Genomic DNA, 24730 nt, shown 5'->3' with positions numbered 1-24730 from the left:
GCCATACCACCATTCTGTGGCGTGGGCGCAACAGCTCGCCGGGTTCTCGCTATTCCGATATGCAATCATGAGTTTTATTAAACGAATTTTCTATTATAAGGTATGAGTCCACGCGGTCCGGCGAATGTCCTGCCGACCTGCAGGCCGGTTGGGCAGGCGTGTTCCAACGAGTTGCGGCCCCATCGTCGGGGCCTCGGCGCCAACGTGCCTGTCTGCCTCAGACCGACGAGCGACGGTCGGCGGCACAGGCCTCCATGATCGAAGGTTTCCCGGATGATGCCTGCCCAGCCTGCCCAGTTGCGCCCTGCCGGACGGCTGATGAGGGAGGAGGAGACACGTGCTGCAGCAGTCATCGGCCTGTCGGCCTTGTGGCCCGAGGAGCGCGCCGGTGCGGCATTTCCGGCGTCCGGCCGGCCCGATCTCGCAGGCCGCGTCTTCCTGTTCCTGCAGGGGCCGCCGGGGCCGTTCTTCCGGCATCTGGCGCGCGCACTCGGCCGTGCCGGCGCGAGCACGGTCAAGGTCGTTTTCAATCCCGGCGATGCCCTGGACTCGATCGGATTGCGGCGCCGCTATTTCCGTGGAACGCGGACCGACTGGCCGGTCTGGGTCCGGCAGGCGGCGGTTCAGGACGGGGTGACGGATGTGGTGCTCTACGGCGATTGCCGGTTCTACCACCGTGCCGCGGTCGCGACCCTGAGGGCGCTCGGCATCCGGGTCCATGTCTTCGAGGAGGGCTATTTGCGGCCCGACTGGATCACCTATGAGCGCGATGGCGTGAACGGCTTTTCCCCACTCATGCGGATGGATTGCGGGCGTCTCGCCGATACCATGGCCGATCCGTTGACGGAACCGGCGGCCCAAGGGGTGGGCAACGCCCTGTGGCGCTATGTGGCCTACGGCATGCGTTATTACGGCTGCAATCTCGCCGGCTCGTGGCTGTTTCCCTGCTACCGTTCCCATCGCGAGCCCGGCCTTGGCCGCGAACTTCTCGCATGGACGCGCCGGCTTGCCCTGATGGGACCGAGCAAGGCGCGCTCGCGCCGAACGGTCGCAAGGGTCATGGCTGGCGAGCGGTTCCACATGATCCTCCTGCAGCTCGGGGGCGATTCCCAGCTTGCCGTCCACAGCGACTATGTCTCGCTCGATGCCGTGATCGAGGAGTGCGTCTGCGCCTATGCGCGCGCCGGGGCGCCAGGCGGCCCGCTCGTCTTCAAGAGCCATCCGCTCGATCCGGATGTGGGCGCCGTTGCCGCCGCTGTCGCCGGGGCGGCCAGGCGCCACGACGTCGCGGACCGCTGCCATTTCGTCGACGGGGGAAAACTCGCCCCGTTGCTCGACCGCGCAAGGTCGGTGGTCTCCGTCAATTCGACCGCCTGCCACCAGGCGATGATGCGGGGTATTCCCACCAGGGTGCTCGGGCGTGCGATCTATCGCCATCCACCCTATGTCAGCGAGCTGCCGCTCGAGCGCTTCTTCGCGAAACCCCAGCCGCCGGACGAGAGAGCGTATCGGCGGTTCCGCGTCTTCCTTTTGCGGACCTGCCAGTTCAACGGATGCTTCTACACCGGCCGGGGTATCGAGATGCTGATCGGCCCGCTCGTCCAGAGCATGGCCTCCACGGCCGAGACGGAGAGCTTCTACAGGCTCGAGGGCGCGGATATGGCCGAAGAGGCGCTCGACGCCGCGCAATAGGGGTGCGGCATGGCGGTGTCGGGGTGTGTTGGGCCGTTTATGCAACTTTAAGTATTGTGAATCACGATTATGTCGTGAAAGGTGTGTCGTGCTTGGGTCGGGAAGGGGCAATGCGACGGATGGCTGATGAGGATTGCCTGGCGGTGACGAAGCGCGGCGGCGGCCAGGTCGCGTGCGGTCGGAGACCGGCATACGCACTGGGCAGGCGTCTGTGCGCTCTCGCGGTCGTCCTTGTCGCCGCGGCGGGGCTTGCGGGCTGCACGCTCGTTCCCGGCGAGACCCCCATGGCGAGCTCGGTATCCGCCCAGGCAGCCGACAACCGGTTCGAGCTGATCACCATCGACCCGTTCGTCGCCGACACGGCCACACGCCGCACGGAACCGTCGCTCGTCTCCGCGCTCGGCAGGGGCGGCGGAACCCGCTCCCCGAAGCTGGAGGTGGGCGATACCGTGCAGGCGACGATCTGGGAATCGCTCGATGCGGGCCTCTATACCAGTGCGACGGGCCGGAGCACGACCATCGACCGTCTCGTCATCGACAGCGACGGTGCGGTGTTCATTCCCTATGCGGGCCGCGTCCGGATCGCGGGCAAGACCGTGGAGGAGGCCCGGCGGATCATCCAGACCCGCCTGGAGCGCGAGACGGTGCGCCCGCAGGTGGAGCTGAGGATCGCCACAGGGCGCGGCGCGCGGGCAATGGTGGCGGGTGCCGTCGCCAAGCCCGGCCTCTACGATCTCGGTCTCGCGGACGGGGCGGGCACGCTCATGGAGACGCTGACGGCGGCCGGCGGTTCGGCCCAGCCGCCTTATCGCACCGAGGTCACCGTGGTACGCGGCACCCGGCGTGGCAGTATCAATCTGGAAACCCTCTACGAGAATCCGGACTACGACATCGGACTCGAGCCCGGCGACAAGGTGGTGGTGGCCGACGTGCCCGCGACCTTCTCCATGCTCGGCGCGGTGGAGAACAAGGGCGAGTATCCCTTCACGAAGAGCGATTTCCACCTGATCGACGCCCTGTCCGCGGCGGGCGGGCTGAAGGACAAGCAGGCCCAGCGCACCGGCGTCTTCCTGTTGCGCTTCGAGGATCCCGGCATCGTCAACGCCATCCGCCGGCACCGCGGCGAGCCGGTGCTGAAGACGCGGTCGGGCGTGCCGACCGTCTACCAGCTCAATCTCATGGACACGCGCGGCTTCTTCTACGCCAAGCGCTTCGCCATGCGCTCCGGCGACGTGGTCTTCGTCACCAATGCTCCGGTGCACGAATGGAGCAAGATTCTCGGTCCGCTCAGCCAGAGCATCTTCCTGGCGCGCACGGGGCTGACATTCGGCCAGTAGGCGAGGCGCTTCGGGGCTTTGTCCCGGCCATCGCCAAGCCGGATATGGCGGGGTAGGATCGCGCAATCGTTTCGCCCAGGAAACCGTTTGCGGGGAGTTCTGCCCATGGCCGCCAAGGAGACGGAAGACGCCCTTCCGGAGAAGCTCTATTCGCTGAAGCATGACGAGCTGCCGGAAAAGATCGCGGAGCGCGCCTTCACGAGCGGAGACTACCCTTACGAGGACAAGCTCAAGTCCAAGCACTACAAGAAGGACCTGCAGGCGCTCCAGATCGAGCTCGTGAAGCTCCAGGATTGGATCCGCAAGACCGGCGAGCGCGTCGTGGTGCTGTTCGAGGGGCGCGATGCGGCAGGCAAGGGCGGCACGATCAAGCGGTTCACCGAGCATCTCAATCCGCGCCATGCCCATGTCGTCGCGCTTGCCAAGCCGACGGAGACGGAGCGCGGCCAGTGGTATTTCCAGCGCTATGCCGCAAGGCTTCCCACCGCCGGCGACATCGCGCTGTTCGACCGCTCCTGGTACAACCGGGCCGGCGTGGAGCGCGTCATGGGGTTCTGCTCGAAGGAGGAGCTGGAGACCTTCTACAATCAGGTCAACGAGTATGAAGACCTTCTCGTGCGCGACGGCGTGCACCTCTTCAAGGTCTGGCTCACCATCGGCCGCGAGGAGCAGATCGACCGCTTCTACAAGCGCAAGCTCGATCCGCTGAAGCGCTGGAAGCTCTCCGATATCGACCTCATGGCGGTCGACCGCTGGCACGACTATACCGAGGCCAAGCGCGAGATGTTCCAGCGTACCCACACGCCCATCGCGCCGTGGACCGTCATCAAGGCGAACGACAAGCGCCGCACCCGCCTCAACGCCATCCGTGTCGTGCTGTCGGCCTTCCCCTATGCGCAGAAGGACGCCGACGCGATAGGCCTCATCGATCCCAAGATCGTCGGCACGGGCGTCGACGAGATGGAATGACGGGAGCGGAACCGGATACGGACCGGTGCGCCCTGGGCCCCGGGAGCTCTGGATGCCCGCCTCTGCGGGCATGAGCGTCGAGCAAGTAGCGATTGCCCCTCTCGTCTAGACCGTCGTGTTGAACAGCCCGCCGTCGATCAGGATGCTCTGGCCGGTGATGTAGCCGGCATGGGCGCTGCACAGATAAGCGCACAGGCGGCCGATCTCGTCGGGATCGCCGAAACGGCGCGCGGGGATCGCGCTTGCGCGCTCGCGCTGGGCCTCCTCGAACGAGATGCCGCGTTCGCGGGCGATCTTTTCCGTCGTTCCGCTCAGCCGGTCGGTGGCGAACATGCCGGGCAGGATGTGGTTGACGGTGACATTGTGTTCCGCCAGTGGCCGTGCCGCGCCGGCGAGGAAGGCGGTGAGGCCGGCGCGTGCCGCGCTCGACAGGTCCAACCCCTGGAGCGGCATGCGCACCGTGATCGAGGTGATGTTGACGATCCGCCCGAAGCGCCGCTCGGCCATGTTGTCGGCGACCTTCTGGATGAGCTCGATGGGCGTGACCATGTTCTGAACGACGCCGGACAGCATGGCCTCGCGGTCGAGCTCGCGGAAATCGCGCAAGGGCGGCCCGCCATTGTTGTTGATCAGGATGTCGGGCTCGGGGCAGGCGGCGAGCAGGGCGGCCTGACCCTCATGCGTGTCGAGGTCGGCTGCGACCGGCGTGACGGCAACATCCGTCTTCTCGGCGATGTCGTCGGCGGTGCGGGCGAGGCGGTCGGCATCCAGGCCGTTGATCACCACATCCACGCCGGCCTGCCCGAGTGCGAGTGCGCAAGCCCGGCCGAGGCCCCGGCTCGATGCGCATACAATGGCCTTGCGGCCCTTGAGTCCCAGATCCATGGACGTCTCCCGTTTTCAGCATCCCGCCCGCTCGAGCGTCGCCTCGACCGGCGGAACGTAGGAGCCGCCGAACAGCGCGACGTGAACGAGGAGCGGATAGAGATTGTAAATGTGGAGGCGGAGCGTAAAGAACTCCTTGTCGAGCGGGGCGAGCGCCCCATAGGCGTCGAAGAAGGGGCGCCCGAATGTGGCGAACAGCGTGGTGAAGGCGAGCTCGATCTCGGGATGGCCGCACGAGATCGCGGGGTCGATCACGGCGGCGATGCGCTCGCCGCGCACCAGCACGTTTCCGCCCCAGAGATCGCCGTGGAGAAGGCTTGGATGGGCGGGCTCGTCGATATAGTCCGCAAGGCGGTCGGCGAGCCTGTCGATGCGCGTGCGCACCGGCCCCGGCAGCCGCCCGCGGCCATGGGCGATGTCGGCCATGTGGACGAGCCTGTGATCGCGGAAGAAGGCGACCCACGAGGTGGTTTCGGGATTGGGCTGGGCAAGCCCGCCGATCGCGGTGTCGCGCGAATAACCGAATGAGGGCTGCCGCATGGTGTGGAGCGCCGCGAGGAGCTCCGCGGCATGGCGCTCATGGGCGGGAGAGGACGGGCCGCCCTCATTGTCGATCCAGTCGGTGACCAGGAGGTCGGGGGAGGCGTGGAGCACGTCCGGCACGGGCAGGGCGGTCTCGCGGGCAAGTTCGTCGAGCATCCAGCCTTCCAGCCCTGCATGGCCGGGAAGGTCGCCCGGCCCCTGCTTGACGAGGACGGTCCGGCCGTCGTCGAGCCCGGCGCGCATGACCTTGAGCCCCCAGCTTCGCGACAGGGGCTGCAGGGACGTCGCGCGGCATCCAAGAGCCTGTTCGACAGCCTTGCTCATGTTGGTCGGGCGGCTTGTGCGGTCCCTTGCGCCAAAGAGCCCGGACCGCCAGTCGATCCGGGCTTTCGTCATTCCGGTATGAAAAGGGCTGGCGCTTGCCCCGTCAGGCCTTGCCGCGCTCGGCCATGAAACGCTCGAACTCCTCGCGGTCGCGCGCCGCGCGGAGCTTCTCCACGAAGTCGGCGAACGCGTCCTGCTCCTCCTCGAGCCGCTTGAGCGTCTGTTCCTTGTAGTCGTCGAATGCGCGGTTGCCGGAACTGCGCGGCGTGCGCACCCTGTTCCATGCGTCATTGACGGCACCGTCGACGCTGCCGCCCCACAGGATATAGGCCAGGACGGCGATACCGATCGGCCACCACACCACGAAGCCGAGCACGATGGCCGCGATGGAAAGCGGCGTCCAGCGCGACCTTGAGCATGACTGTGCCATCGAAACTCCTCCAATCTTGACGATTTTCCTCATATGGGGCCGGTCGGGACGGGTTCAAGGCGGGGTGCCGGCCGGCGCAAAATGCGCTAGAGGAGGGGTAAGCCGTGCATCCTGCGGACAGGGAGCCCATCATGACGCCGCCTCTCGACCGATTGCCGACCTTTGCCGATATCCGCGACGCCGCGCGCCGGATCGCGCCCTATGCGACGCGCACGCCGCTCGTGGAATGGGCAGCGCTCAACGAACGCGTCGGCGCGCGCGTGCTTGTGAAGCCGGAGACCTTGCAGCGCACGGGCTCGTTCAAGTTCCGCGGCGCCTATAACCGCATTGCGCAGCTCGACCCGGCCGCGTGCCCGGGCGGCGTGGTCGCCTATTCCTCCGGCAACCACGCCCAGGGCGTCGCGGCCGCGGCGGCGCTCGCCGGACTTCCCGCCGTGATCGTCATGCCGGAGGATACGCCGCGCATGAAGCGCGACAACACGCAAGGTTATGGCGCGGAGGTCGTGACCTACGACCGGGCGAGCGAAGACCGCGAAGAGATCGCGCGCGCCATCGCTGAGGAGAGGGGGGCGGTGATCGTGCCGCCCTATGACGATCCCGACATCGTGGCGGGGCAGGGCACTGTCGGGCTGGAGATGGCGGAGGATGCCGCCGCGCGCGGCGTGACCCTCGACCATGTCGTCTCCAATGCGAGCGGCGGCGGACTGATCGCCGGAATCTCTCTGGCCTTCGCGGAATTGTCGCCGGCGACCCGGGTGTGGGTGGCGGAGCCTCGGGGGTTCGACGACCATGCGCGCTCGCTCGCATCGGGCCGGCGGGAGGCGAACGAGGCGGCGACCGGCTCGATCTGCGATGCGCTTCTCGCGCGCACGCCGGGCGAGATCACCTTCGCCATCAATTCCCGCAGGCTTGCCGGCGGGCTGGTCGCGAGCGACGACGAGGTGCGCGCGGCGATGGCTTATGCCTTCTCCACGCTCAAGCTCGTGGTGGAGCCCGGCGGCGCGGTGGGGCTTGCGGCCCTCCTGTCCGGCCGGCTCGAGATCGAATCTGGTGCCACGGTCGGCGTGGTGCTGTCCGGCGGCAATGTGGACCGGGAAAGCTTCTGCGCGATGATCGGCTAGGAGGGCCGGGCGGGAGACTTCCGGCAGAGTTCAGCCGGAGGCCTTGCCGGTCTCGGGCGCTTCGCCGACTTCATCGAATTCGGGCGGGCACGCGCCGGTCTTCGTGCGCACGATCACGATGCCGCCCTCGTCGTCCGGCTCGTCCTTGGCCGGGCTGTCTCCGGGAGAGGGGGTGATGGAGGGCTGTCCGGTGTCTCCCTCCTCGCCGATGGTGTCGAGAAGGCGTCCGAGGCCGTCGAGTGCGATGTCGACCGTGTGGGTGATGCCCACATGGCGTTCGCTCAGCCTGGCGATCTCGTCCAGCGCACCGTCGAGCTCAGGGCTTTCCACGCCTTCCGTCCCGAGCCGCAGCCGCAGGACCTTGAGCCGGCGAATGGCTTCGCGCAGGGCGACGCCCTCGCCGACGACTGCCGTCTTCAGCGGCGCAAGGGCCGGGTCGCCATCCGCTTCGCCGGTGCCGAGCGTCTCTGCCGCCCGGCGCATCTCGTTGCGCACGGACGCCGCGACGGTGCGAAGCTCGCCCGAGGCACGCAGGGTGCCGACCGGCCTGACGAGGGCGCTGGCCTGCGTCGCGAGGGTCGTCTCCAGCCGTCCGATGGCCCTGAGCAGCGTATCGGTGTCGGGTGCGGCATGGCGGCGGACATATTCGTCGAGGAACTGCCGCCCCAGCGCGCTTTCGCACAAGGTCTCCTCGATCCGGCGGTAATCCTGCTCGTGGAGCCGCGCGTCGGGGAGCGTCGTCTTGTCTTCGGCCGTCGTCATTTCGGATCGGAGCTGCCTTGCCGGTGGATCTTGAGCGTGAAGCGTTTCGGCACTATGGGGATTTTTGGTTATGGAATGGTTTAAGCTGCAAGTCTCCGACAGCCGTCCGATGTAGGAAACCCCGTCCCGCATGCCCGCCAGCGCCTTCGCCCGTCGCGTCTCCATGCTCTATGCAGCGCTGTTTGCGTGTGTCGGGATCTATCTGCCCTATCTGCCGCTCTGGCTCGGGGCGAAGGGCATGGACACCCGCGAAATCGCCGCGATCCTTGCCGCACAGGTCGCGGTGCGCCTGGTCACGGGCCCGTTCTGCGCCTTCCTCGCCGACCGGACAGGCCGTCCGCGCCGGATGATGGTGACGCTGGCGGCGCTCTCGATCCTCTGCCTTGCCGGGCTCTCCGTGGTGGAGGGGTTCTGGCCGATCCTCCTCCTGACCGTCGTAATGGCGGGGGCATGGACGCCCGTCCTGCCGCTCGCGGAGGCCTTCGCCATATCGGGCGCGGAACGGTTCCGGCTCGACTACGGGCGGTTGCGCCTGTGGGGGTCTCTGAGCTTTATCGCGGCGAGTGCCGGAACGGGAATGATGCTCGACCGTATCGAGACCGCGCATGTCATCTTCGTGCTCGTCGCGGCCCAGATCGCCTTCCTGCTCGTCGCCCTCAGCCTGCCGACGCGCGCCGTGGGCGGCGAGACCCTGCGCCGGACGGCAGGGGTCCGCCTGTCGCCGCACGATGTGGGCCGGCTGGTACGCGCGCCGCTCTTCCTGGTCTTCCTCGGCGCGGCCAGCCTGACCCAGGCGAGCCACGGCGTGTTCTACGCCTTCGGGTCGCTCCACTGGCAGGAGCTCGGATATTCCGGCGGGATGATCGGCGCGCTGTGGGCGCTCGGCGTGTGGGCGGAGGTGGCGTTGTTTGCCATGTCGGGCCGGATCATGGGTCATGTCGGGGCGGCCGGGCTGATCGCGCTCGGCGCGGGCATGGCCATGGTGCGATGGACGGGCATGGCCTTCGACCCGGGCCTGTGGCCACTCGTCGGACTGCAGGTGCTGCATGCCTTCACCTTCGGTGCGACGCATCTCGGCACGATGCACTTCCTGCTGCGCGCCGTGCCCCAGCCCATGCACAACACCGCCCAGGGCCTCTATGCGACCGTGTCGGGCGGCGTGATGATGAGCCTCGTCACCTGGGCGTCCGGCCCGCTCTACCGGAGCTGGGGCGGGCTTGCCTATCTGGGCGCGGCCGCGCTCGGTGCGATGTCGCTCGTGCTGGCCCTCCTGCTGGTCGCGACATGGCGCGGCGGCCATGTGGCCGAGCCGCCCGAGACGCGCGGCGGGGCCTGAAGGCGCCGACCATTCCACGATCCGGGACACGGGACGCATAGGGCCCGTTTGCGGCGGTAAGCTTTCGCTGCCCGGCGGAAACCCGGCCGCGCGGCCCCGCCTTGTGCGCGGGATGCCAGCCGGGGAGGCAGAAGGGCCCCGGTCCGGAAGAGGCGGGGGCCGGCATCGGAGGAAACACCCATGAGGAAGATCGACGAAGGCCAGGTGGCCGGACCGGACGGTTCGGGCGATGGCGGGCCGGGGCTTTCCCGGCGCTCCGTCTTCAAGGCGGCGGCCGCGGTCGCGGCGACGACGGCCATGGCGCCGGCCGCCCTGGCGCGCAATTTCGGCTCGGATGCGGAGCCTGTGCGCTATCCCGAGCCCGACGTCATCCAGCTCGATCCGCGCTTCAAGGCCAAGATCGGCAACACGCCCATCATGCGGCTCTATCGCGGGACGCTGTGGGCGGAAGGGCCGGCCTGGAACGGCGTCGGCCGCTATCTGGTCTGGAGCGACATTCCGAATGACGAGCAGTTGCGCTGGCTGGAGGAGGACGGCCACGTCTCACGGCAGTTCCGCTATCCGTCCGGCAACTCGAACGGCAACACCTTCGACTTTGCGGGCCGCCAGATCGCCTGCGAGCACGGCACGCGCCGCGTGGTGCGCTACGAGTACAACGGTGCGGCCACGATCCTCGCGGGACCGGAGAACGGCCAGGAGCTCAACGCGCCGAACGACGCCGTGGTGCGCCCGGACGACGGCTCGATCTGGTTTACCGATCCGGGCTATGGCAGCCTGCTCGACTATGAGGGGAACGAGGCCGACACCGATTCTCCGCAGCCCTACCAGAAGGAAGCCGTCTACCGGATCGACGGGCAGTCGGGCGAGGTGACCAAGGTTGCCGACGAGCCGTTCAAGCCGAACGGGCTGACCTTCTCGCCCGACTATTCGGTGCTCTATGTCGCCGATACGGGCGCGACCCATTATCCGGACGCGGAGAAGATCATCTGGGCCTATGACGTCGACGGCAACACGCTGAAGAACCCGCGCACCTTCGCCGACATGACGCTCGACGGAAAGGCGGGGCTGGCCGACGGCATCGACTGCGACGAGGACGGCAATGTCTGGTCGAGCGCCGGCTGGGTCGGCGACGGCTATGACGGCGTGCACATCTTCGCGCCGAATGGCGACCGCATCGGCCAGATCAGGCTGCCTGAGATCTGCTCCAACCTGTGCTTCGGCGGCTCCAAGGGCAACCGGCTGTTCATGACCGGCAGCCAATCGCTCTATGCCGTCTATGTGCTCACCCATGGCGCCCATGTGCTCGGTGCCTGAGGGGAGGTGAACGAGACGAGGGGACTGCCGGCGGTATCGTCAGCCGGCGGTCCCCGGTCGTGCGAATGCCGCTTCGATCTTAGAGCCCCGTCTGGCCGACCAGGGCGCCGACGCCGGCGGTGAGGGCGAGGGCGGCTGCACCCCAGAAGGTGACGCGCAGGGCGGGTTTCACGAGGCCTGCGCCGCCGGTCCTTGCGCCAAGCGCGCCGAGAATGGCGAGGGAGACGAGGGTCGCCACCGTGACGGTCGGCAGGATCGCGCCTTCGGGGCTCGCCGCGGCGGCGAGCAGCGGCAGGGCGGCACCTGCGGAGAAGGTCGCCGCGGAGGTGAAGGCCGCCTGGACGGGCCGTGCGGCCATGGACGGGGTGATGCCCAGCTCGTCGCGGGCATGGGCGGCGAGGGCGTCGCGGTCCATCATCTGGCAGGCCACCTCGCGGGCGAGTTCCGGGTCCACGCCCCGCTCGACATAGATGCCGGCGAGTTCCTCGAGCTCGGCGTCCGGCATGGTCGCCAGTTCGGTACGCTCGCGTGCGAGATCGGCCTTCTCGGTGTCGGCCTGCGAGCTTACCGAGACGTATTCGCCGGCGGCCATGGACATCGCGCCCGCCACGAGGCCCGCAAGCCCGGCCAGCAGCACGTCGCCGCGGCCGCTGGAGGCCGCCGCGACGCCGACGACGAGGCTCGCGGTCGACACGATCCCGTCATTGGCGCCGAGAACCGCCGCGCGCAGCCAGCCGATGCGGTTCACCAGATGGGTTTCGCGGTGTCTCGCGCGCCGTGTCATCTCCGCACGTTCCCTGTTCGGCGCGGACCGGATTCGGCTCCGCCTATCCCCAGAGGGCCGCCGGGGCGGGGTGCATGGTGCCTCCGTCATAGCGGATGCCGTTCTCGCGGTCGCGGGCGAGCAGCAGGGGGCCGTCGAGGTCGACCACCTTGCAGCGCTGGGCGATGATCTGCCCCGGCGCCATGGAAAGCGAGGTGCTGGTCATGCAGCCGATCATGAGGATCAACCCGCGCTCTTGTGCCGCATCGGCCAGCGCGAGGGCCTCGGTGAGGCCGCCCGTCTTGTCGAGCTTGATGTTGATCGCGTCGTACTTGCCGACGAGCGCATCGAGCGTGGAAAGGTCGTGGGCGGCCTCGTCTGCGCACACCGCGATGGGGTGCTCGATGGCGCGCAGCGCCTCGTCGTCGCCGGCGGGCAGGGGCTGCTCGATGAGCTCCACGCCGGCGCTGGCGCAGGCGGCGAAGAGATCGGGAAGCTGATCGGCCTTCCAGCCCTCATTGGCGTCGACCACGAGGCGGCATGTGGGCGCGGCCTCGTGCACGGCGGCGACGCGCTCGGCATCGCCGCCCTCCGTCCCGAGCTTGAGCTTGAGGAGAGGGCGCCCCGCCGCTTCCGCCTTCGCCGCGGCCGCGGCCATGGCCTCCGGGGCCTCGAGGCTCAGCGTGTAGACCGTGGTGACCGCGTCGAGACCGTCGAGACCGGCCAGCGCCCAGGCCGGGCGGCCGGAGCGCTTGGCCTCGAGATCCCACAATGCGCAGTCGATGCCGTTGCGCGCCGCGCCCGCTTCCATGCGGGTCTGGAGGGCGGCGCGGTCGAGGCCGGATTCGATCTCGCCGCGCAGGGCCTCGATCTCGGCCATCACGCTTTCCACGGTCTGGCCGTAGCGGGGATAGGGCACGCATTCGCCGTGGCCCGTCCGGCCATCTTCCTCGATGGCGACCACGACCACTTCCGCGCTTGTCTTGGACCCGCGCGAGATGGTGAAGGTGGTGGCGAGCGGCCAGCTCTCATGGGCGATGGTGAGCTTGCGCATGGCCGGTCAGCTCCCGAACCGGGCGACGATCTCGTCGACGATCGGGCCGACGCCGAAGCGGACCGGATCGGTCGCCGGCAGGCCGTGCTCCTGCGAGATCGACTTGAGCAGCGCCTGCGCCTCGTCCTCGCCGAGCGCCTGGGTGTTCACCGCGATGCCGACGCACTGGATGTCCGGATTGGTGAGCGATCCCTCCAGGATCGTGCGGTCGATCACCGACTGGATGGACGGGATGGGGTGCTCGACATTGCGCATCTTGGTGCGCGTCGGCTCGTGGCAGACGACGAAGGCGTCGGGCTGGCTGCCATGGAGCAGGCCGAGCGTCACGCCGGCGAAGGAGGGATGGAAGAGCGAGCCCTGGCCCTCCACCACGTCCCAGTGGTCGGGGGCGTTCGCCGGCGTCAGCCATTCCGCCGCGCCGGAGATGAAATCGGCGACCACCGCGTCGAGCGCCACGCCGCGCCCGGAAATGAGCACACCCGTCTGGCCCGTCGCGCAGAAATCGGCCTTGAGGCCGCGCTCGCGCATGCCGGCCTCGAGCGCGAGGGCGGCGTATTTCTTGCCGACCGAGCAGTCCGTGCCGACGGTCAGCAGCCTGAGGCCCGGACGCTTCGTTCCCCTGCCCGTGGCGAAGGTCTCGTCGGAGAAGCGCACGTCGAAGAGCTGGCGGCCGTTGCGTTTGGCCGCCTCCGCGATTGCGGGGACCGAGCCGAGCCGCTTGTGCAGGCCGGTGGCAACGTCGAGGCCCGCATCGAGGGCCGAGACGATGGTGTCGACCCAGTAATCCGGCAGGACGCCGCCCGGGCTGACAGTGCCGACGATCATCGTCTTGACGCCGGCTTCGGCCGCTTCCGCGATGGTCATGTCCTCAAGACCGAGGTCGGCCTTGCAGCCTTCGAGGCGAAGCTGGCCGAGGCACCAGTCGCGCCGCCAGTCGACCACGCCTTGCGCGGTCTTCACCGCGAGCTGGTCGTGGGCGTCGCCGAGGAACATGAGGTAGGGCTTGCGGATCTCCATGTACGGTCTCCAAGGGATGAATAAGGAGTGGGCCGGGGCCGGAGCGGCGGGTGGGGATGCCGACGGTCCGGACGGCGAGCGCATATGAACACTGCCTTGCGCCTTTGTGCAAGATGGCCCGTGCATCGCGCTGCCGGAAAAGAAGAACCCCCGGCACCCAAATGGGGGCCGGGGGAGGTGAAAGAGAGGGGAAATCGGTGGGGGCCGGTCAGGCCCCCTTGATGCGCCCGGCCGCCTCGGCAAGCAGGAGGTAGACCTTGCCGGCCTCGGTGGCGAGGCACGCATCGACGATGTCGTCGCCGCCGCGGGCCTCCGACACGGCGTCGAGAAGACCCTCGAACTCGCCGAGATAGTTGTCGATATGGGCCTTGAGCGCCTCGTCGTCGGCATACCGCTTGGCGACCGTCGCCTTGAACGCATCGCCGCGCAGGGCGCACAGGCGGTGCATGAAGGCATCCCGCTCGCCGGCCTTGAAGCGGCGCCACAGATCGGCGGGCGGCGTGTCGTCGAGAGTGCGCGCAAGGTCGACGGCGATGTCGTTGAGCCGGTCGAAGGCCTCGCGGGCACGTTCCGACAGGCCGCCATCGCCATCCGCGAGCACGGTCTCTTCCGAGGTCTCCGGCTCCGGAGACTTCGAGGCAGCCGCCTCAGCGGCCTTCTTGTGGACGGGCTCGGCCGGGCTCGCCGCTTCCGCGTCGTCCTGCGCTTTCGCGCCGGCCTTCGCCTTGGCGGGGGCCGCCGTCTTCGCCTTGCCGGCCGTCTCCGCCGGGGCCTTCTTTTCGGCCCCGTCGTCTGCCTCGGCCGGCGTGCTCCGCTCGCTCACAGGGGTCTGGGCGCCCGACGTCCCGGTCCGCGGAGCATTGGACGCGGCGCCCTCAGATTTTCCCGGCTTCAGGTCTCCCGTCTTGGACGGCGGTGGCACATAGACCCCCGGACCCGACAGGTCGATCGACCGGCCGTGACGCTTGACGATATCGGCCAGCGCACCGAGCGCGGTGATCTGGTCGGCGACCACATGGCGCATGGCATCGGCGTTGGCCCGCGTCTCGTCCGGCATGTCGACGACGGCGCGCTTGAGTTCGGCGCGGGCGCCCTCGATCTCCTTGACGACCTGCTGGGCGGCGGCCCGCATGCTCTGCGCCGTCTGGGTGAAGTCGGTGCTGGTGGAGGCCAGGCTCTCGTTCATGGAGGAGAGCATGGCTTCGTACTGGCTCTGGAGCCGCGAGGCCGTCTCGGCGACCTGCTTGTCGGTGAGCTGCTCGAGCTTTGTCAGCTCCTGCTCGAAGGCGCTCGTCGTGTTGCTCGCCTGGCTGGCCATGAGCTTGCCGGCATCGCGCGAGCGCTGCTCGATGGAGGTCAGGGATTCGTCGATCAGGCTGGTGAAGTTGCGCATCAGCACGTCGACTTCCTCCGCCTTCCGACCGAGACGTTCCATGAGCTCGTTGAGGGCCTCCTGACGGGTCGAGGCGGTGTTCTCGACCTGGCTCGACAGCGTGGTGACCGAATTCTCCACGAGGCTTGCGACCTCGCCGAGCCGCTCGGTGACCGACTTGCCGGTGTTCTCCAGCCGGCTGGAGAGATCGGCGCTGGCGGTCTCGATGCGTTCGGTGACCGAGCCGCCGCTCGTGGCGATGTTCTGGCCAACGGTCGAACCGACCTGTTCCAGACGCTCCACGAAGGCGCTGCTGCTCGTCTCGAGCGTCTCGGAGAGCCTGGACGACAGGCCCGAGACGTCTTCCCACATGCGGCTGGAGATATTGGTGATCTCGCTCGACAGGCGGGCGTTCATCTCGCCGAACTGCTCGTTGATCTGGCCCGTGGCGGTCTCCAGATGCTGGTTGAGCTGGGCGTTGAACTGGGTGAGCTCGGAGGTGAGCCGGGCGCCCGTGCCCTCCAGGCGTCCGGAGACGTCTGTGCCGTGGGCTTCCAGCTTCTCCACCAGGCGTTCGGCGGCCTGCTCGATCTGGCCGGTCACCGCGCCGCCATGGCCCTCCAGGCGTTCCACGACCTTCGAGGAGGCCTGCTCGATGCGGTCGGTGACGCTGGTGCCGAAGCCGTCCAGACGCTCCGAGATCCGCTCCGAAGCCCGCTCGATGCGGCCGTCGACCGTGGCGCCATAGTCCTCCAGGCGGGTGACGAGGCTCTCCGCGGTCGTCTCGATGCGGCCCGACATGCCCGTCGACACCGTCTCCAGCCGGCCGACGATCTGGTCGGAGGCCTTCTCGATGCGCTCGGAGACTTCCGAGCCATGCGTGTCGAGGCGGGTGAAGAGCTGGTCGGCGACCGACTGCATGCGGCCCGAAACGGTGCTCGTATGGCCTTCCAGCCGGCCGATGATGGCCTCCGTCGTGGTCTCCAGCTGGGAGGACACGGCGGTGCCGAGCTCGTTGACCCGGTCGTCGAGCCCGGTCGTGGCGCGGGTGATGCTGCCGGAGAGATCGGTGCTGATGCGCTCCAGCTTGTCGTCCATATTGGCCGCGGCTTCCGCCAGCTGGTCGGTGAAGTAGGTGTTGGCGGTGGCCAGGTGCCGGGCGAACTTGGCACCGGCATCCTCCAGCTCACGGGCGGTCTCGCTGCCCGAGCCGTCGAGCAGGCGCACGGCATCCTCCAGGCGGGCCGTGATCTGCTGGTTGGTGGTCTCGAAGCGCTGCGTGATGGTCGCGCCGGTCTCGCCCAGGCGCTCCGACACGCGGGTTGCTGCCTCCTCGACCTGGTCGAACACGCCCTGCGTCGCCTTGGACAGCGTGTCGGTAAGCCGCTCGCTGGCCGTATCGAGGCGCGTGGAGAGCGAGGTCGAGGTCTCGTCGAGCTTCTCGCCCGCCTGCTCGACCCGGCGGGTGAGGTCGCCCGTCGTGGTCTCGAGGCGGTCCGCGATCTCGCCGGTCGAGCGCGACAGGGTCTCCACGACCGTCGACGCCGTCTTGTCCATGCGGCCGAGCACCTGCTCGCTGGTGCTGGTGAGATCGCTGGAGAACCGGGTGCTGGTCTGCTCCATGCGCTGGGAGATCTCGCCGGCGACGCGGTCGAGCTGGTTGCCGGCCGTCTCGAAGCGCCCGCCGAGGTCGCGGGACGTCTCGTCGAGGCGGGCGAAGACACGCTCGCCGGTCTCCTCCAGAGAGCGGGCAATCGAGCCCGTGCTCTCGTCGAAGCGCGACAGGACGTTGTGGCCCGTCTGCTCGATGGTCGCGGCGACGCCGCTGCTGGTGCTGTCCAGGCGTTCGGCGATCTGCGCGCCGGTCTGCTCCAGACGGTCCAGCATGGTGTCGTTGGTGTGGTTGAACCGCTCCACCATGCGCGTGCTGGTGCTGTCCAGGCGCTCGGTCATCTGGCTGGAGGCCTGGTCGAGATACTCGAACAGCTCCATGCGGGCCTGCGAGATGTTCTGGACGAACTCGCCGCTGGCCGACAGCAGGCGCTCGGTGATCGCGCCGCCGGAGCTCTCAAGCTGGCGGGTCAGCTCGCCGCCCGACTGCTCGATCTGCTGGGACACGCGATAGGTCGCGTTCTGCAGCTGCTCGTGGATACCGCCGCTCGTCGACTGCAGCAGCTCTGTGAGATCGTGGCCGGTCTCGCGCAGCTGCTCGCTCATGGTCGAGCTCACGCGGTCGAGATGGCGGGTGACCTCGGCATGGGCCTCGGTGATGTCGCCGCCGGTGGTGCGCAGGATCTCCAGGAACTCGCTGCCGGTCTCGCGCATGTTCTGGCTGATCTGCTCGCCGGTCGAGCCGAGATGCTTGGCGACCTCGCCATGGGCGTCGAAGATCTCCTGGGCGGCCTTGTGGATCGAGTGGCTGACCTCCTCGGCGCGCTCGCGCATGGTCTGGGTGAAGTGCTCGGTCAGCCGCTCCAGATCGCCTGTCAGGTTCAGGTTGGTCTGGTCGAGCGTCTGGGCGGAGCGCGACAGGGTGTTGACCTGCGAGGAGAGCTCGTCGGAGAAGCCGCGGATCTCGCGCATTACCGTGTTGGCGAGGCCCTCGAGGCGCTCGGTCTGCTCGGAGATCTTCTCGCCCGTGCCGGACGCCTGGCTGGCGATCTCGCCGATCGTCTTGGACAGCTCGTCGGTGGAGGACTTCAGGCCCGTCTCGAGGCTCTGCAGCGTCACCGATGCATTGGAGATGATGCCCTGCAGCGAGCCGGTGTTCTCCTCGAGCCGGGAGAGCAGGGGGCTTGCCTCCGAGCCCAGAACGTAGCTTGCCTCCTCGAGCGCGGTGCGCTGGTTCTCCAGCCCGTTGAGCAGTGTGCGGATGCGTTCCTCGTTGCCGCCGAAGGCGCGCTCGAGTGCGGAGATCTCCTTGTGGACGAGGGTCTCCAGCTCGCCGGCGCGGCCGACCGCCTGCTCGACGCTGCCCATGAGCTGCGAGATTTCGCGGCGCACCTGCTCGCTGACCGAGGTCAGCCCGTCGGTGGCGAATTCCTGCGGTCGCACGAGGCGCATGGCGGTGTGGACGAGCGTTTCCGACACCTGGCGCATCTGCTGGGCGCGCCAGACGAGATAGGCGACGGTCCACACCAGGAGTGCCGGCAGCAGCACGATCACCGCCGCGCCGCCGATCTCCGGCTCGGAGAGGGCGGACACGCCGGCATTGCCGCCGTAATAGCCCCACAGGAAGGCGCCGACGACGGCGACCCACAATGTGGAGATGACGAAGGCGGCCCAGAACGGCCCCGTCGAGGGACGTTGCTTCAGCCGTCCTATGAGGGCGGCTGTGGTCGGCTCGTTCTCGTTGGCCGGCCGGCCGGACAGGGGCGCGCCGCCGCGGCGGCGCTGCTCGGGCGCCGGCTGCTGCTTGGTCCCGCCATTCGTCTCGCTGCGTCCGCGCTCCGGCTCGGACTGCGCGCGACGGAGCAAACGCCGCTGAGGCGAACGCCGCTGATCGCTAGGGTTGCTCGTCATAACTCCTGTCTCCGCCACTCACTTGCCGGTTTCGCGGCTGACACGCTGCAGAACCGGGCTGATCGTCCACATTCCACGCCCCGAACACGATTTTGGGGAAGCCATGATGAGGAGGTGTCAAACGAACCGGGCCACGACACGGTCATGTGTCAAAGCCAGCGAACCGCTTGCCTGCGAAGAAGCCGGAACGCCCGGGGATCCGTAACGGAAAGTGGATCCCGGGCTGGAACGCCCGTTTTACAAGCTCCTGTCACCGCATCCTGCGCAAGGTCGGTTCAGTGTTCTTGTCAACTAGCCTCCTCTGCCCCCTCGGGTGCAGATAAACCCAAAGATACCCGATAACCCACAACCCTTAAACCAAAAGGAGGATGCACTGCGGACATATCGATTGTTTTGGTTAAAATTATGGCTGACCGCCGGATTCCGGCGGCAAAGCGGCATCTGCGAGACCGTTGATACGGAGAGGGCGCGGGGTGCCGGCGTTCCGTGTTAACCTTTTGGTGAGACGCGTTTCGATATCCTGACCGGGCGAATGCCCATAATTTCCGGAGTGGGCATGGCCGACACAGCCAGACCGGATCATCCGATCGATTTCAACCATCTGGAGACCTATACGCTGGCCGACGGAGCGCTTGAGCGCGAGGTGCTCGCGCTGTTCGCCGGGCATGCGCGCGAGACCTTCGCCCGGCTGCTCTCCACCGACGATCCGGGGGAGAGCGGAAAGCTCGCCCATGCTCTGAAGGGCTCAGCGAAGGGGGTCGGAGCCTGGCAGCTTGCCGACGCCGCGGAGGCTCTGGAGCGGGTTCTCTTGCATGGCTCTGTGCCGGATGAGCGCAATGCGCAGACAGTCGAGCTCGGGCGCCGCCTGGAGGAGGCTTGCAGCTATGCGGAGCGTTTCGCGAAGGAGGCATAGGCTTGCCGGTGCTCCCCGCGTGGCGTGGCATGGCGTTCCGCTGTCGGGAAAGCGACCTTTCGCGCGTTGCGTTGGCTTGCCACATCCCGTATAGGAGGCAGCCGGTCGTAGCCGCCTCGATTGTGCGAGGCTTGACGTGTCTTTCACCCGTGCGAGGCGCAAGTCCGGGCATCCCGGTCAGGCTGTCTGCCCGCACGCTGCAATTTTCAAGAACGAGATGCCGAAGATCACCTTTATCGAGCATGACGGCACCCCTCACGAGGTCGACGCCGAAGCCGGGATGACGCTCATGGAGGCCGCCGTGCGCAATATGGTGCCCGGGATCGAGGCCGATTGCGGCGGCGCCTGCGCCTGTGCCACCTGCCACGTCTATGTGGACAAGGCATGGCTTGAAAAGACCGGCGAGCGTGGCGAAATGGAGGAGGATATGCTCGATTTCGCCTTCGACGTGCACGACAACAGCCGCCTGTCCTGCCAGGTTACGCTGACCGACGATCTCGACGGCCTCGTCGTCAAGGTGCCGGAAAAGCAGTTCTAGCGCCGGCCCTTATGCCTTGGGGCGGCCTCGCGGCGGACGGGGCGCAAGTCCCCAGCATCCAGGATCATTCGCGATGACAGACCAGCCAATCTCCACCGACGCCCTCATCATCGGTGCAGGCCCAGTCGGCCTGTTCGCCATCTTCGAGCTCGGGCTGCTGGACATCAAATGCCATGTGGTCGACATCCTGGACAAGCCGGGCGGCCAGTGCGCGGAACTCTATCCGGAAAAGCCGATCTACGACATTCCCGCATTGCCTGAGGTGAGCGGGCAGGAGCTGACCGACCGGCTCCTGGAGCAGGCCAAGCCGTTCAGCCCGCAATATCATTTCGGCCATATGGTGACTGGGCTCGAACGCCGCCCCGACGGCAATTTCGCGGTAACGACGGATGGCGGCCTCGCCTTCGATGCCAAGGTGGTGGTGATCGCGGCCGGCGGCGGCTCGTTCCAGCCGAAGAAGCCGCCGATTCCGGGCATCGACGCCTATGAGAACAGCTCGGTCTTCTATTCGGTGCGCAAGATGGAGGCGTTCCGCGGCCGCGACATCCTGATCGTGGGCGGCGGCGACAGCGCGCTCGACTGGACGATCAATCTCGCACCGCTGGCCAACAGCCTGACGCTGCTGCACCGCCGCGACCAGTTTCGCGCGAGCCCCGATTCCGTCAACAAGATGTGGGCGCTGACGGATGAAGGGAAGGTGACCTTCAGGCTGGGCCAGGTGACCGGCCTCAAGGGCGAGGGCGGACAGCTCGAGGCGGTGACCGCGCGCGGGCCCGACGGCGAGTTCGAAGTTGCCTGCAACACCATGCTGCCCTTCTTCGGGCTGACCATGAAGCTCGGCCCCGTGGCCGACTGGGGGCTCAATCTCAACGAGAACCTCCTGCCGGTCGACACCGAGAAGTTCGAGACGTCGGAGCCCGGCATCTTCGCCATCGGCGACATCAACTGGTATCCGGGCAAGCTGAAGCTCATCCTGTCCGGCTTCCACGAGGCCGCTCTGATGGCGCAGCAGGCATTCCGGATCGTCCATCCCGACGAGCGGCTGGTGTTCCAGTACACGACGTCGAGCACCAAGCTGCAGAAGAAGCTGGGCGTGGCCTGAGGGCCCGCGCGCCGCAAAGCCGGACAGAGCCTGAACGCGGCGTTCAGGCGGCGTTCAGCCGTTTTCTGCCAGAAGGCGCGGGTATTCGCGCATGTTGCGTGCCCGGCCGGTCTGTCGCAAGGCCCGTGCCGGGATGGACTGGCAGGACGGTTTCGATGTCTGGACTTTACAATCGCTATGTGATGCCGCGGGTGGTGAGCTGCCTGTGCGGAACGGAGGAGATATCGGCCCAGCGGGCCAAGGTGGTGCCGGCCGCCGACGGCGTGGTGCTCGAGGTCGGTATCGGCCCGGGTCACAATCTCGGCTTCTACGACCGCGAGCGCGTGAGCCGCGTGATCGGTCTCGACCCGGTCAGGGAGATGACGGCGCTGGGCGCCCGGCGCTTCGCCAGCTCGCCGGTGCCCGTGGAGGTCGTCGAGGCGCCGGCGGAGGACATGCCGCTGGACGATGGCAGCGTCGACACGGTGCTCCTGACCTATACCGCGTGCACGATTCCCGACACGGCCAGCGCCGTTGCGGAGATGCGCCGCGTGCTGAAGCCCGGCGGGCGCCTTCTGTTCTGCGAGCACGGACGCTCGCGCGACGAGGGCGTGGCGCGCTGGCAGGACCGTGTGAACCCTCTGTGGAGCCGGCTTGCGGGCGGATGCAACATCAACCGCAATATTGCGGGCGCGCTCGAGGAGGGCGGGTTCGAGGTCGTCTCCATGGAGAACTACTACCTCAAGCCCATGCCGCGAATCGTGGGATATCACTATCTGGGAAGCGCGCGCGCCAGATAGCGCCATGCGCCGGGAGACGGACAAGTCCGAATCCCGGCAATGCGTTGGCTGCAGTTTCGACAATGTGTTGTTAACCCGGAGGCGGCATCTTGCTTCATCTTGCGACAGGGATTTCCGGATCGAAAGGAAGGGGCAAGGTGCTGCATGCCGGTTTCATGACAAGCGCGTCCGCCAGGCGCGGCCTCGTGGTTGCGATGGTCGCGCTTGCGGTGTCGGGCTGCACCGTCAAGCTGAAGGATATGGGATTTGCAGGCGATGGCGGCTCCTCGGAGACCGTGGCCTATATGATGACCGATCCCGATGCGCCGGCGCCCGCCGACGACACGATCCGGGTGCAGGAGGGCGACACCCTCTACGGCCTGGCACAGCGCAACAATGTGCCGGTCGGCACGCTGGCCGCCGTCAACGGCCTGGCCGCCCCCTACCGGATCGCGCCGGGCGAGACGCTGACGCTGCCGTCGCGCGATGCGACCGTCGTCGTTCCGGCTGCGGCGCGCCCCTGACGCCCTCCGGGACGCGGAAACCCGATTGAAGGTTTCCTCGGGGCACGGGCTCGGCTATCCCATCGGCCATGACGATGAAGCGGACATCGCCGGGCGGCCCGGTCATCTGGGTGCTTCAGGGCGCGCATGCAGGAGACAATGCGCAGGCGCGCGCGCTCGGCGAGGCGGTCGGCCGGGAGCTCGGCGGGTCGGTTCTCGAAATACCTCTTGAATTCAATGGATTGTATCGGGTTCCTAACCTGATGCTCGGAGCGTCGCTGCGCACGCTGTCCGCCGATGCGCGTGCGCGGATCGCGCCGCCATGGCCGGATCTCGTCATCGCGGTGGGCCGGCGCACCGTTCCGGTCGCCCTCTGGATCCGCAAGGCTTCCGGGGGGCGCACACGGCTCGTCCAGCTCGGACGGCCGCGCGCGCCGCTCGGGCAGTTCGATCTCGTCGTGACGACGCCGCAATACGGCCTGCCGCCGGGGGACAATGTGGTCCGGCTGACGCTGCCCTTCACCGGGCCGGCGGCGGAGGCGGACGGAGCGGACGTCGCGCGCTGGCAGGAGAGGCTCAACGGTCTGCCCCGTCCCTGGACGGCGATGCTCGTGGGCGGCGGGCGCTGGCCCTTCCGGCTCGACGAGGCCGTGGCGCGCGACCTGGCGGGGCGGGCCTCCTCCTTCGTGCGCGAGCGGTCGGGCGCGTTGCTCGTCTCCACCTCGCCGCGGACCGGGACGGCCGTCGGGGAGGCCCTGAAGACGGCGGTCGACGTGCCGGCCCATATCCATCTGTGGGGGCGGGACGGGGACAATCCCCATCGTGCCTTCCTCGCGCTGGCCGACGATTTCATCGTCACGGGCGAGAGCGTGTCCATGCTGGCGGAAGCCTGCCGCACGGGCCGTCCGGTGTGGATCGCCGATCTGCCGCGCGCAATGCCGGCGCTCGGGCTTGGGGGCGGTCTTGTGGCATGGGCGTGCCGGCATGGGCTCTTCACGCCGCCGCGCGACGTGGCGCGGGTTCACGACCGGCTCGTCGCGGGCGGCCATGCGGCCCATCTGGGCGGACCGGCCCCGAAGGCCTGGCGGCCGGTACCCGACGAGGCGGCGATGCTCGTTGGCCGCATCGCCGCATTGTTGGGACATTGATTCGGAAACTCTGTGTAACGCACTGGAATAGCGAATCGTTTTCTTGTTATTCCAGGGCGTTGCCAGCGGGGATCATATCCAGTCGAGGCGCTTGAGAATCCAGACCTCCGCGGCGGCGATGGCTGCCAGCGCCAGGGTGAGAAGCGCAAAGCCCCAGGGCGAGCTCTCGCCCGGTATGCCGCCGACATTGGCGCCGAGCAGCCCGGTGACGAGGCTCAAGGGGAGGATCACGGCGGCAACGATGGAGAGCACGTAGATATTGACGTTGATCCGCTCCGACAGGTGGTTGGCGAACTCCCCGTGAAGGAGTGTGGCACGCTCGTGCACGGCGTCGAGATCCTCCACGAAGCGGATCGTGCGGTCGGCGACCTCGCGCAGATGGGCGCGCTGGAGATCGTCGAGCCAGGCCACCGGCGCGGCGATCAGGTGGGCGAGGGCCTCGCGCTGCGGGCTCAGATAGCGGCGTAGCGGAATGGCGCTGCGGCGCAAGGCGATCAGCTCGGCACGGTGATCGGACCGGCCGTCTTCGGTGATGGCGGTCTCGAGGTCCTCCAGCCGGTCGTCCAGCGTCTCGATCAGCGGGCCGACCCGGTCGGTCAGGGCTTCCGCGATCCGGATCACGAAGTCCCCGGGCGTCTTGGGCCCGTCGCCGGACTCCAGGCTTGCCTTCACCTCCGCAATGGCGCGAAGAGAGCGCCGCTGGACGGTGATGATGCGGTTCTTCTCGATCCAGATGCGCACCGACACCATGTCCTCCGGGCTCGCATCCGCATTGGTGTTGATACCGCGCAGGATGAGGAGGGCACCGTCGTCCAGCGTGGTGAAGCGGGGGCGGGTCTCGTCGGCGAGCAGGGCGTCGGCGGCGACACGCGCGACGCCGCTTCGCCCGCGCAGCCAGGCGCGTGCTTCCTGGCGCGAGCGGTCGAGATGGATCCAGCGCCAGGCCTTTGGCGAGGGCGCCTGTGCGAGTTCCTCCCAGCCGAGCGTGAAGGCATGTCCGCCGCGTATCTCGAAGGCGCAGTTGAGTGAGCCGTGCGGTTTGGCCATTGTGCGTGCGCTCCCTCTCCCGGGATCGGCGTCCCCGCAAGCCCGGCAGGCCTGCCCCGTTTCGGGAAAGCCGATGGATTGTAACTGCTTGAGCGTGACGCCCCGCATCGGGCATCGCGCTCGCAGGCGACTCGTTTTTCAGAATCGTGACACGGACGCACTGTTGCGGCAAAGCCGGGCGGAATCGTGGCCGATCGCGGGCGGTAGCAATGGGGAGAGGGCGGGTGCGCCCATGAAAAATGCGGAGGGCCCGTGGAGCCGCTCCGCACTTTTCATGGAC

At 67.9% G+C, this 24730-nt stretch carries 21 protein-coding genes; 12 read left to right on the top strand and 9 right to left on the bottom strand.

The window, feature by feature from the left end:
• Positions 1–273 precede the first annotated feature (273 nt).
• The 3 genes from HW532_RS03340 (at position 274) to ppk2 (ending at position 3998) form a co-directional block, all read left to right on the top strand.
• Positions 274–1692 carry a capsule biosynthesis protein gene (locus HW532_RS03340; RefSeq protein ID WP_213163058.1) on the top strand — a complete coding sequence of 473 codons (1419 nt, stop codon included), beginning with the start codon at positions 274–276 and terminating at the stop codon, positions 1690–1692.
• A gap of 119 nt (positions 1693–1811) precedes the next feature.
• On the top strand, positions 1812–3029 hold the full coding sequence (locus HW532_RS03335; RefSeq protein WP_213163057.1) for a polysaccharide biosynthesis/export family protein: 1218 nt from the start codon (positions 1812–1814) through the stop codon (positions 3027–3029).
• A gap of 105 nt (positions 3030–3134) precedes the next feature.
• On the top strand, positions 3135–3998 hold the full coding sequence (ppk2, locus tag HW532_RS03330) for a polyphosphate kinase 2 (protein WP_213163056.1): 864 nt from the start codon (positions 3135–3137) through the stop codon (positions 3996–3998).
• Positions 3999–4103: 105 nt separating this feature from the next.
• On the opposite strand, the gene HW532_RS03325 is transcribed toward ppk2, so the two are convergent.
• From HW532_RS03325 to HW532_RS03315, 3 genes are all read right to left on the bottom strand, one after another.
• On the bottom strand, positions 4104–4883 hold the full coding sequence (locus tag HW532_RS03325) for an SDR family oxidoreductase (RefSeq protein WP_213163055.1): 780 nt from the start codon (positions 4881–4883) through the stop codon (positions 4104–4106).
• Positions 4884–4898: 15 nt separating this feature from the next.
• Positions 4899–5750, bottom strand: coding sequence for a fructosamine kinase family protein (locus tag HW532_RS03320; RefSeq protein ID WP_213163054.1), 852 nt, complete (start codon positions 5748–5750; stop codon positions 4899–4901).
• Between the two features lie 103 nt (positions 5751–5853).
• Entirely contained in the window at positions 5854–6180 is a 327-nt protein-coding gene (locus HW532_RS03315) for a DUF2852 domain-containing protein (RefSeq protein WP_213163053.1), read from the bottom strand.
• 131 nt (positions 6181–6311) lie between these two features.
• Between HW532_RS03315 and HW532_RS03310 the strand changes: the two genes are divergently transcribed.
• Positions 6312–7301 carry a threonine ammonia-lyase gene (locus HW532_RS03310; protein WP_213163052.1) on the top strand — a complete coding sequence of 330 codons (990 nt, stop codon included), beginning with the start codon at positions 6312–6314 and terminating at the stop codon, positions 7299–7301.
• A 30-nt stretch (positions 7302–7331) separates the two neighbouring features.
• On the opposite strand, the gene HW532_RS03305 is transcribed toward HW532_RS03310, so the two are convergent.
• Positions 7332–8063 carry a hypothetical protein gene (locus tag HW532_RS03305; protein WP_213163051.1) on the bottom strand — a complete coding sequence of 244 codons (732 nt, stop codon included), beginning with the start codon at positions 8061–8063 and terminating at the stop codon, positions 7332–7334.
• A 130-nt stretch (positions 8064–8193) separates the two neighbouring features.
• Between HW532_RS03305 and HW532_RS03300 the strand changes: the two genes are divergently transcribed.
• The gene (locus tag HW532_RS03300) at positions 8194–9399 is read left to right on the top strand and encodes an MFS transporter (protein WP_213163050.1); all 1206 of its coding nucleotides are present in this window, start codon (positions 8194–8196) and stop codon (positions 9397–9399) included.
• A 180-nt stretch (positions 9400–9579) separates the two neighbouring features.
• Positions 9580–10713, top strand: a complete 1134-nt coding sequence (locus HW532_RS03295; protein ID WP_213163049.1) for an SMP-30/gluconolactonase/LRE family protein — start codon at positions 9580–9582, stop codon at positions 10711–10713.
• Positions 10714–10792: 79 nt separating this feature from the next.
• Here HW532_RS03295 and HW532_RS03290 read toward each other — a convergent pair whose 3' ends face one another.
• The 4 genes from HW532_RS03290 to HW532_RS03275 form a co-directional block, all read right to left on the bottom strand.
• On the bottom strand, positions 10793–11497 hold the full coding sequence (locus tag HW532_RS03290) for a VIT1/CCC1 transporter family protein (protein WP_213163048.1): 705 nt from the start codon (positions 11495–11497) through the stop codon (positions 10793–10795).
• A gap of 43 nt (positions 11498–11540) precedes the next feature.
• Positions 11541–12530: an N-acetyl-D-Glu racemase DgcA gene (gene dgcA, locus HW532_RS03285; RefSeq protein WP_213163047.1), complete on the bottom strand. Its 990-nt coding sequence runs from the start codon at positions 12528–12530 to the stop codon at positions 11541–11543.
• A 6-nt stretch (positions 12531–12536) separates the two neighbouring features.
• Entirely contained in the window at positions 12537–13547 is a 1011-nt protein-coding gene (dgcN, locus tag HW532_RS03280; protein ID WP_213163046.1) for an N-acetyltransferase DgcN, read from the bottom strand.
• A 208-nt stretch (positions 13548–13755) separates the two neighbouring features.
• Positions 13756–18441, bottom strand: coding sequence for an apolipoprotein A-IV repeat region-like domain-containing protein (locus tag HW532_RS03275; RefSeq protein WP_213163045.1), 4686 nt, complete (start codon positions 18439–18441; stop codon positions 13756–13758).
• Positions 18442–18997: 556 nt separating this feature from the next.
• On the opposite strand from HW532_RS03275, the gene HW532_RS03270 reads away from it, so the two are divergent.
• The 6 genes from HW532_RS03270 (at position 18998) to HW532_RS03245 (ending at position 23403) form a co-directional block, all read left to right on the top strand.
• The gene (locus HW532_RS03270) at positions 18998–19354 is read left to right on the top strand and encodes an Hpt domain-containing protein (RefSeq protein ID WP_213163044.1); all 357 of its coding nucleotides are present in this window, start codon (positions 18998–19000) and stop codon (positions 19352–19354) included.
• Positions 19355–19571: 217 nt separating this feature from the next.
• A complete protein-coding gene (locus HW532_RS03265) occupies positions 19572–19892 on the top strand; it encodes a 2Fe-2S iron-sulfur cluster-binding protein (protein ID WP_213163043.1) in 321 nt (106 codons plus the stop codon).
• A 73-nt stretch (positions 19893–19965) separates the two neighbouring features.
• The gene (locus HW532_RS03260; protein ID WP_213163042.1) at positions 19966–20994 is read left to right on the top strand and encodes an NAD(P)/FAD-dependent oxidoreductase; all 1029 of its coding nucleotides are present in this window, start codon (positions 19966–19968) and stop codon (positions 20992–20994) included.
• A gap of 155 nt (positions 20995–21149) precedes the next feature.
• The gene (locus tag HW532_RS03255; protein ID WP_213163041.1) at positions 21150–21773 is read left to right on the top strand and encodes a class I SAM-dependent methyltransferase; all 624 of its coding nucleotides are present in this window, start codon (positions 21150–21152) and stop codon (positions 21771–21773) included.
• A 155-nt stretch (positions 21774–21928) separates the two neighbouring features.
• Positions 21929–22276 carry a LysM peptidoglycan-binding domain-containing protein gene (locus tag HW532_RS03250; RefSeq protein ID WP_213163040.1) on the top strand — a complete coding sequence of 116 codons (348 nt, stop codon included), beginning with the start codon at positions 21929–21931 and terminating at the stop codon, positions 22274–22276.
• Positions 22277–22344: 68 nt separating this feature from the next.
• Positions 22345–23403, top strand: a complete 1059-nt coding sequence (locus HW532_RS03245) for a mitochondrial fission ELM1 family protein (RefSeq protein WP_213163039.1) — start codon at positions 22345–22347, stop codon at positions 23401–23403.
• Positions 23404–23475: 72 nt separating this feature from the next.
• Here the strand turns inward: HW532_RS03245 and HW532_RS03240 are convergent, their stop codons facing one another.
• Positions 23476–24450, bottom strand: a complete 975-nt coding sequence (locus HW532_RS03240) for a zinc transporter ZntB (RefSeq protein ID WP_213163038.1) — start codon at positions 24448–24450, stop codon at positions 23476–23478.
• Positions 24451–24730 lie beyond the last annotated feature (280 nt).

The sequence above is a fragment of the Kaustia mangrovi genome (genome assembly GCF_015482775.1).
Taxonomy (GTDB): Bacteria; Pseudomonadota; Alphaproteobacteria; order Rhizobiales; family Im1; genus Kaustia; species Kaustia mangrovi.
This window is presented reverse-complemented; position numbering and strand designations above follow the sequence as displayed.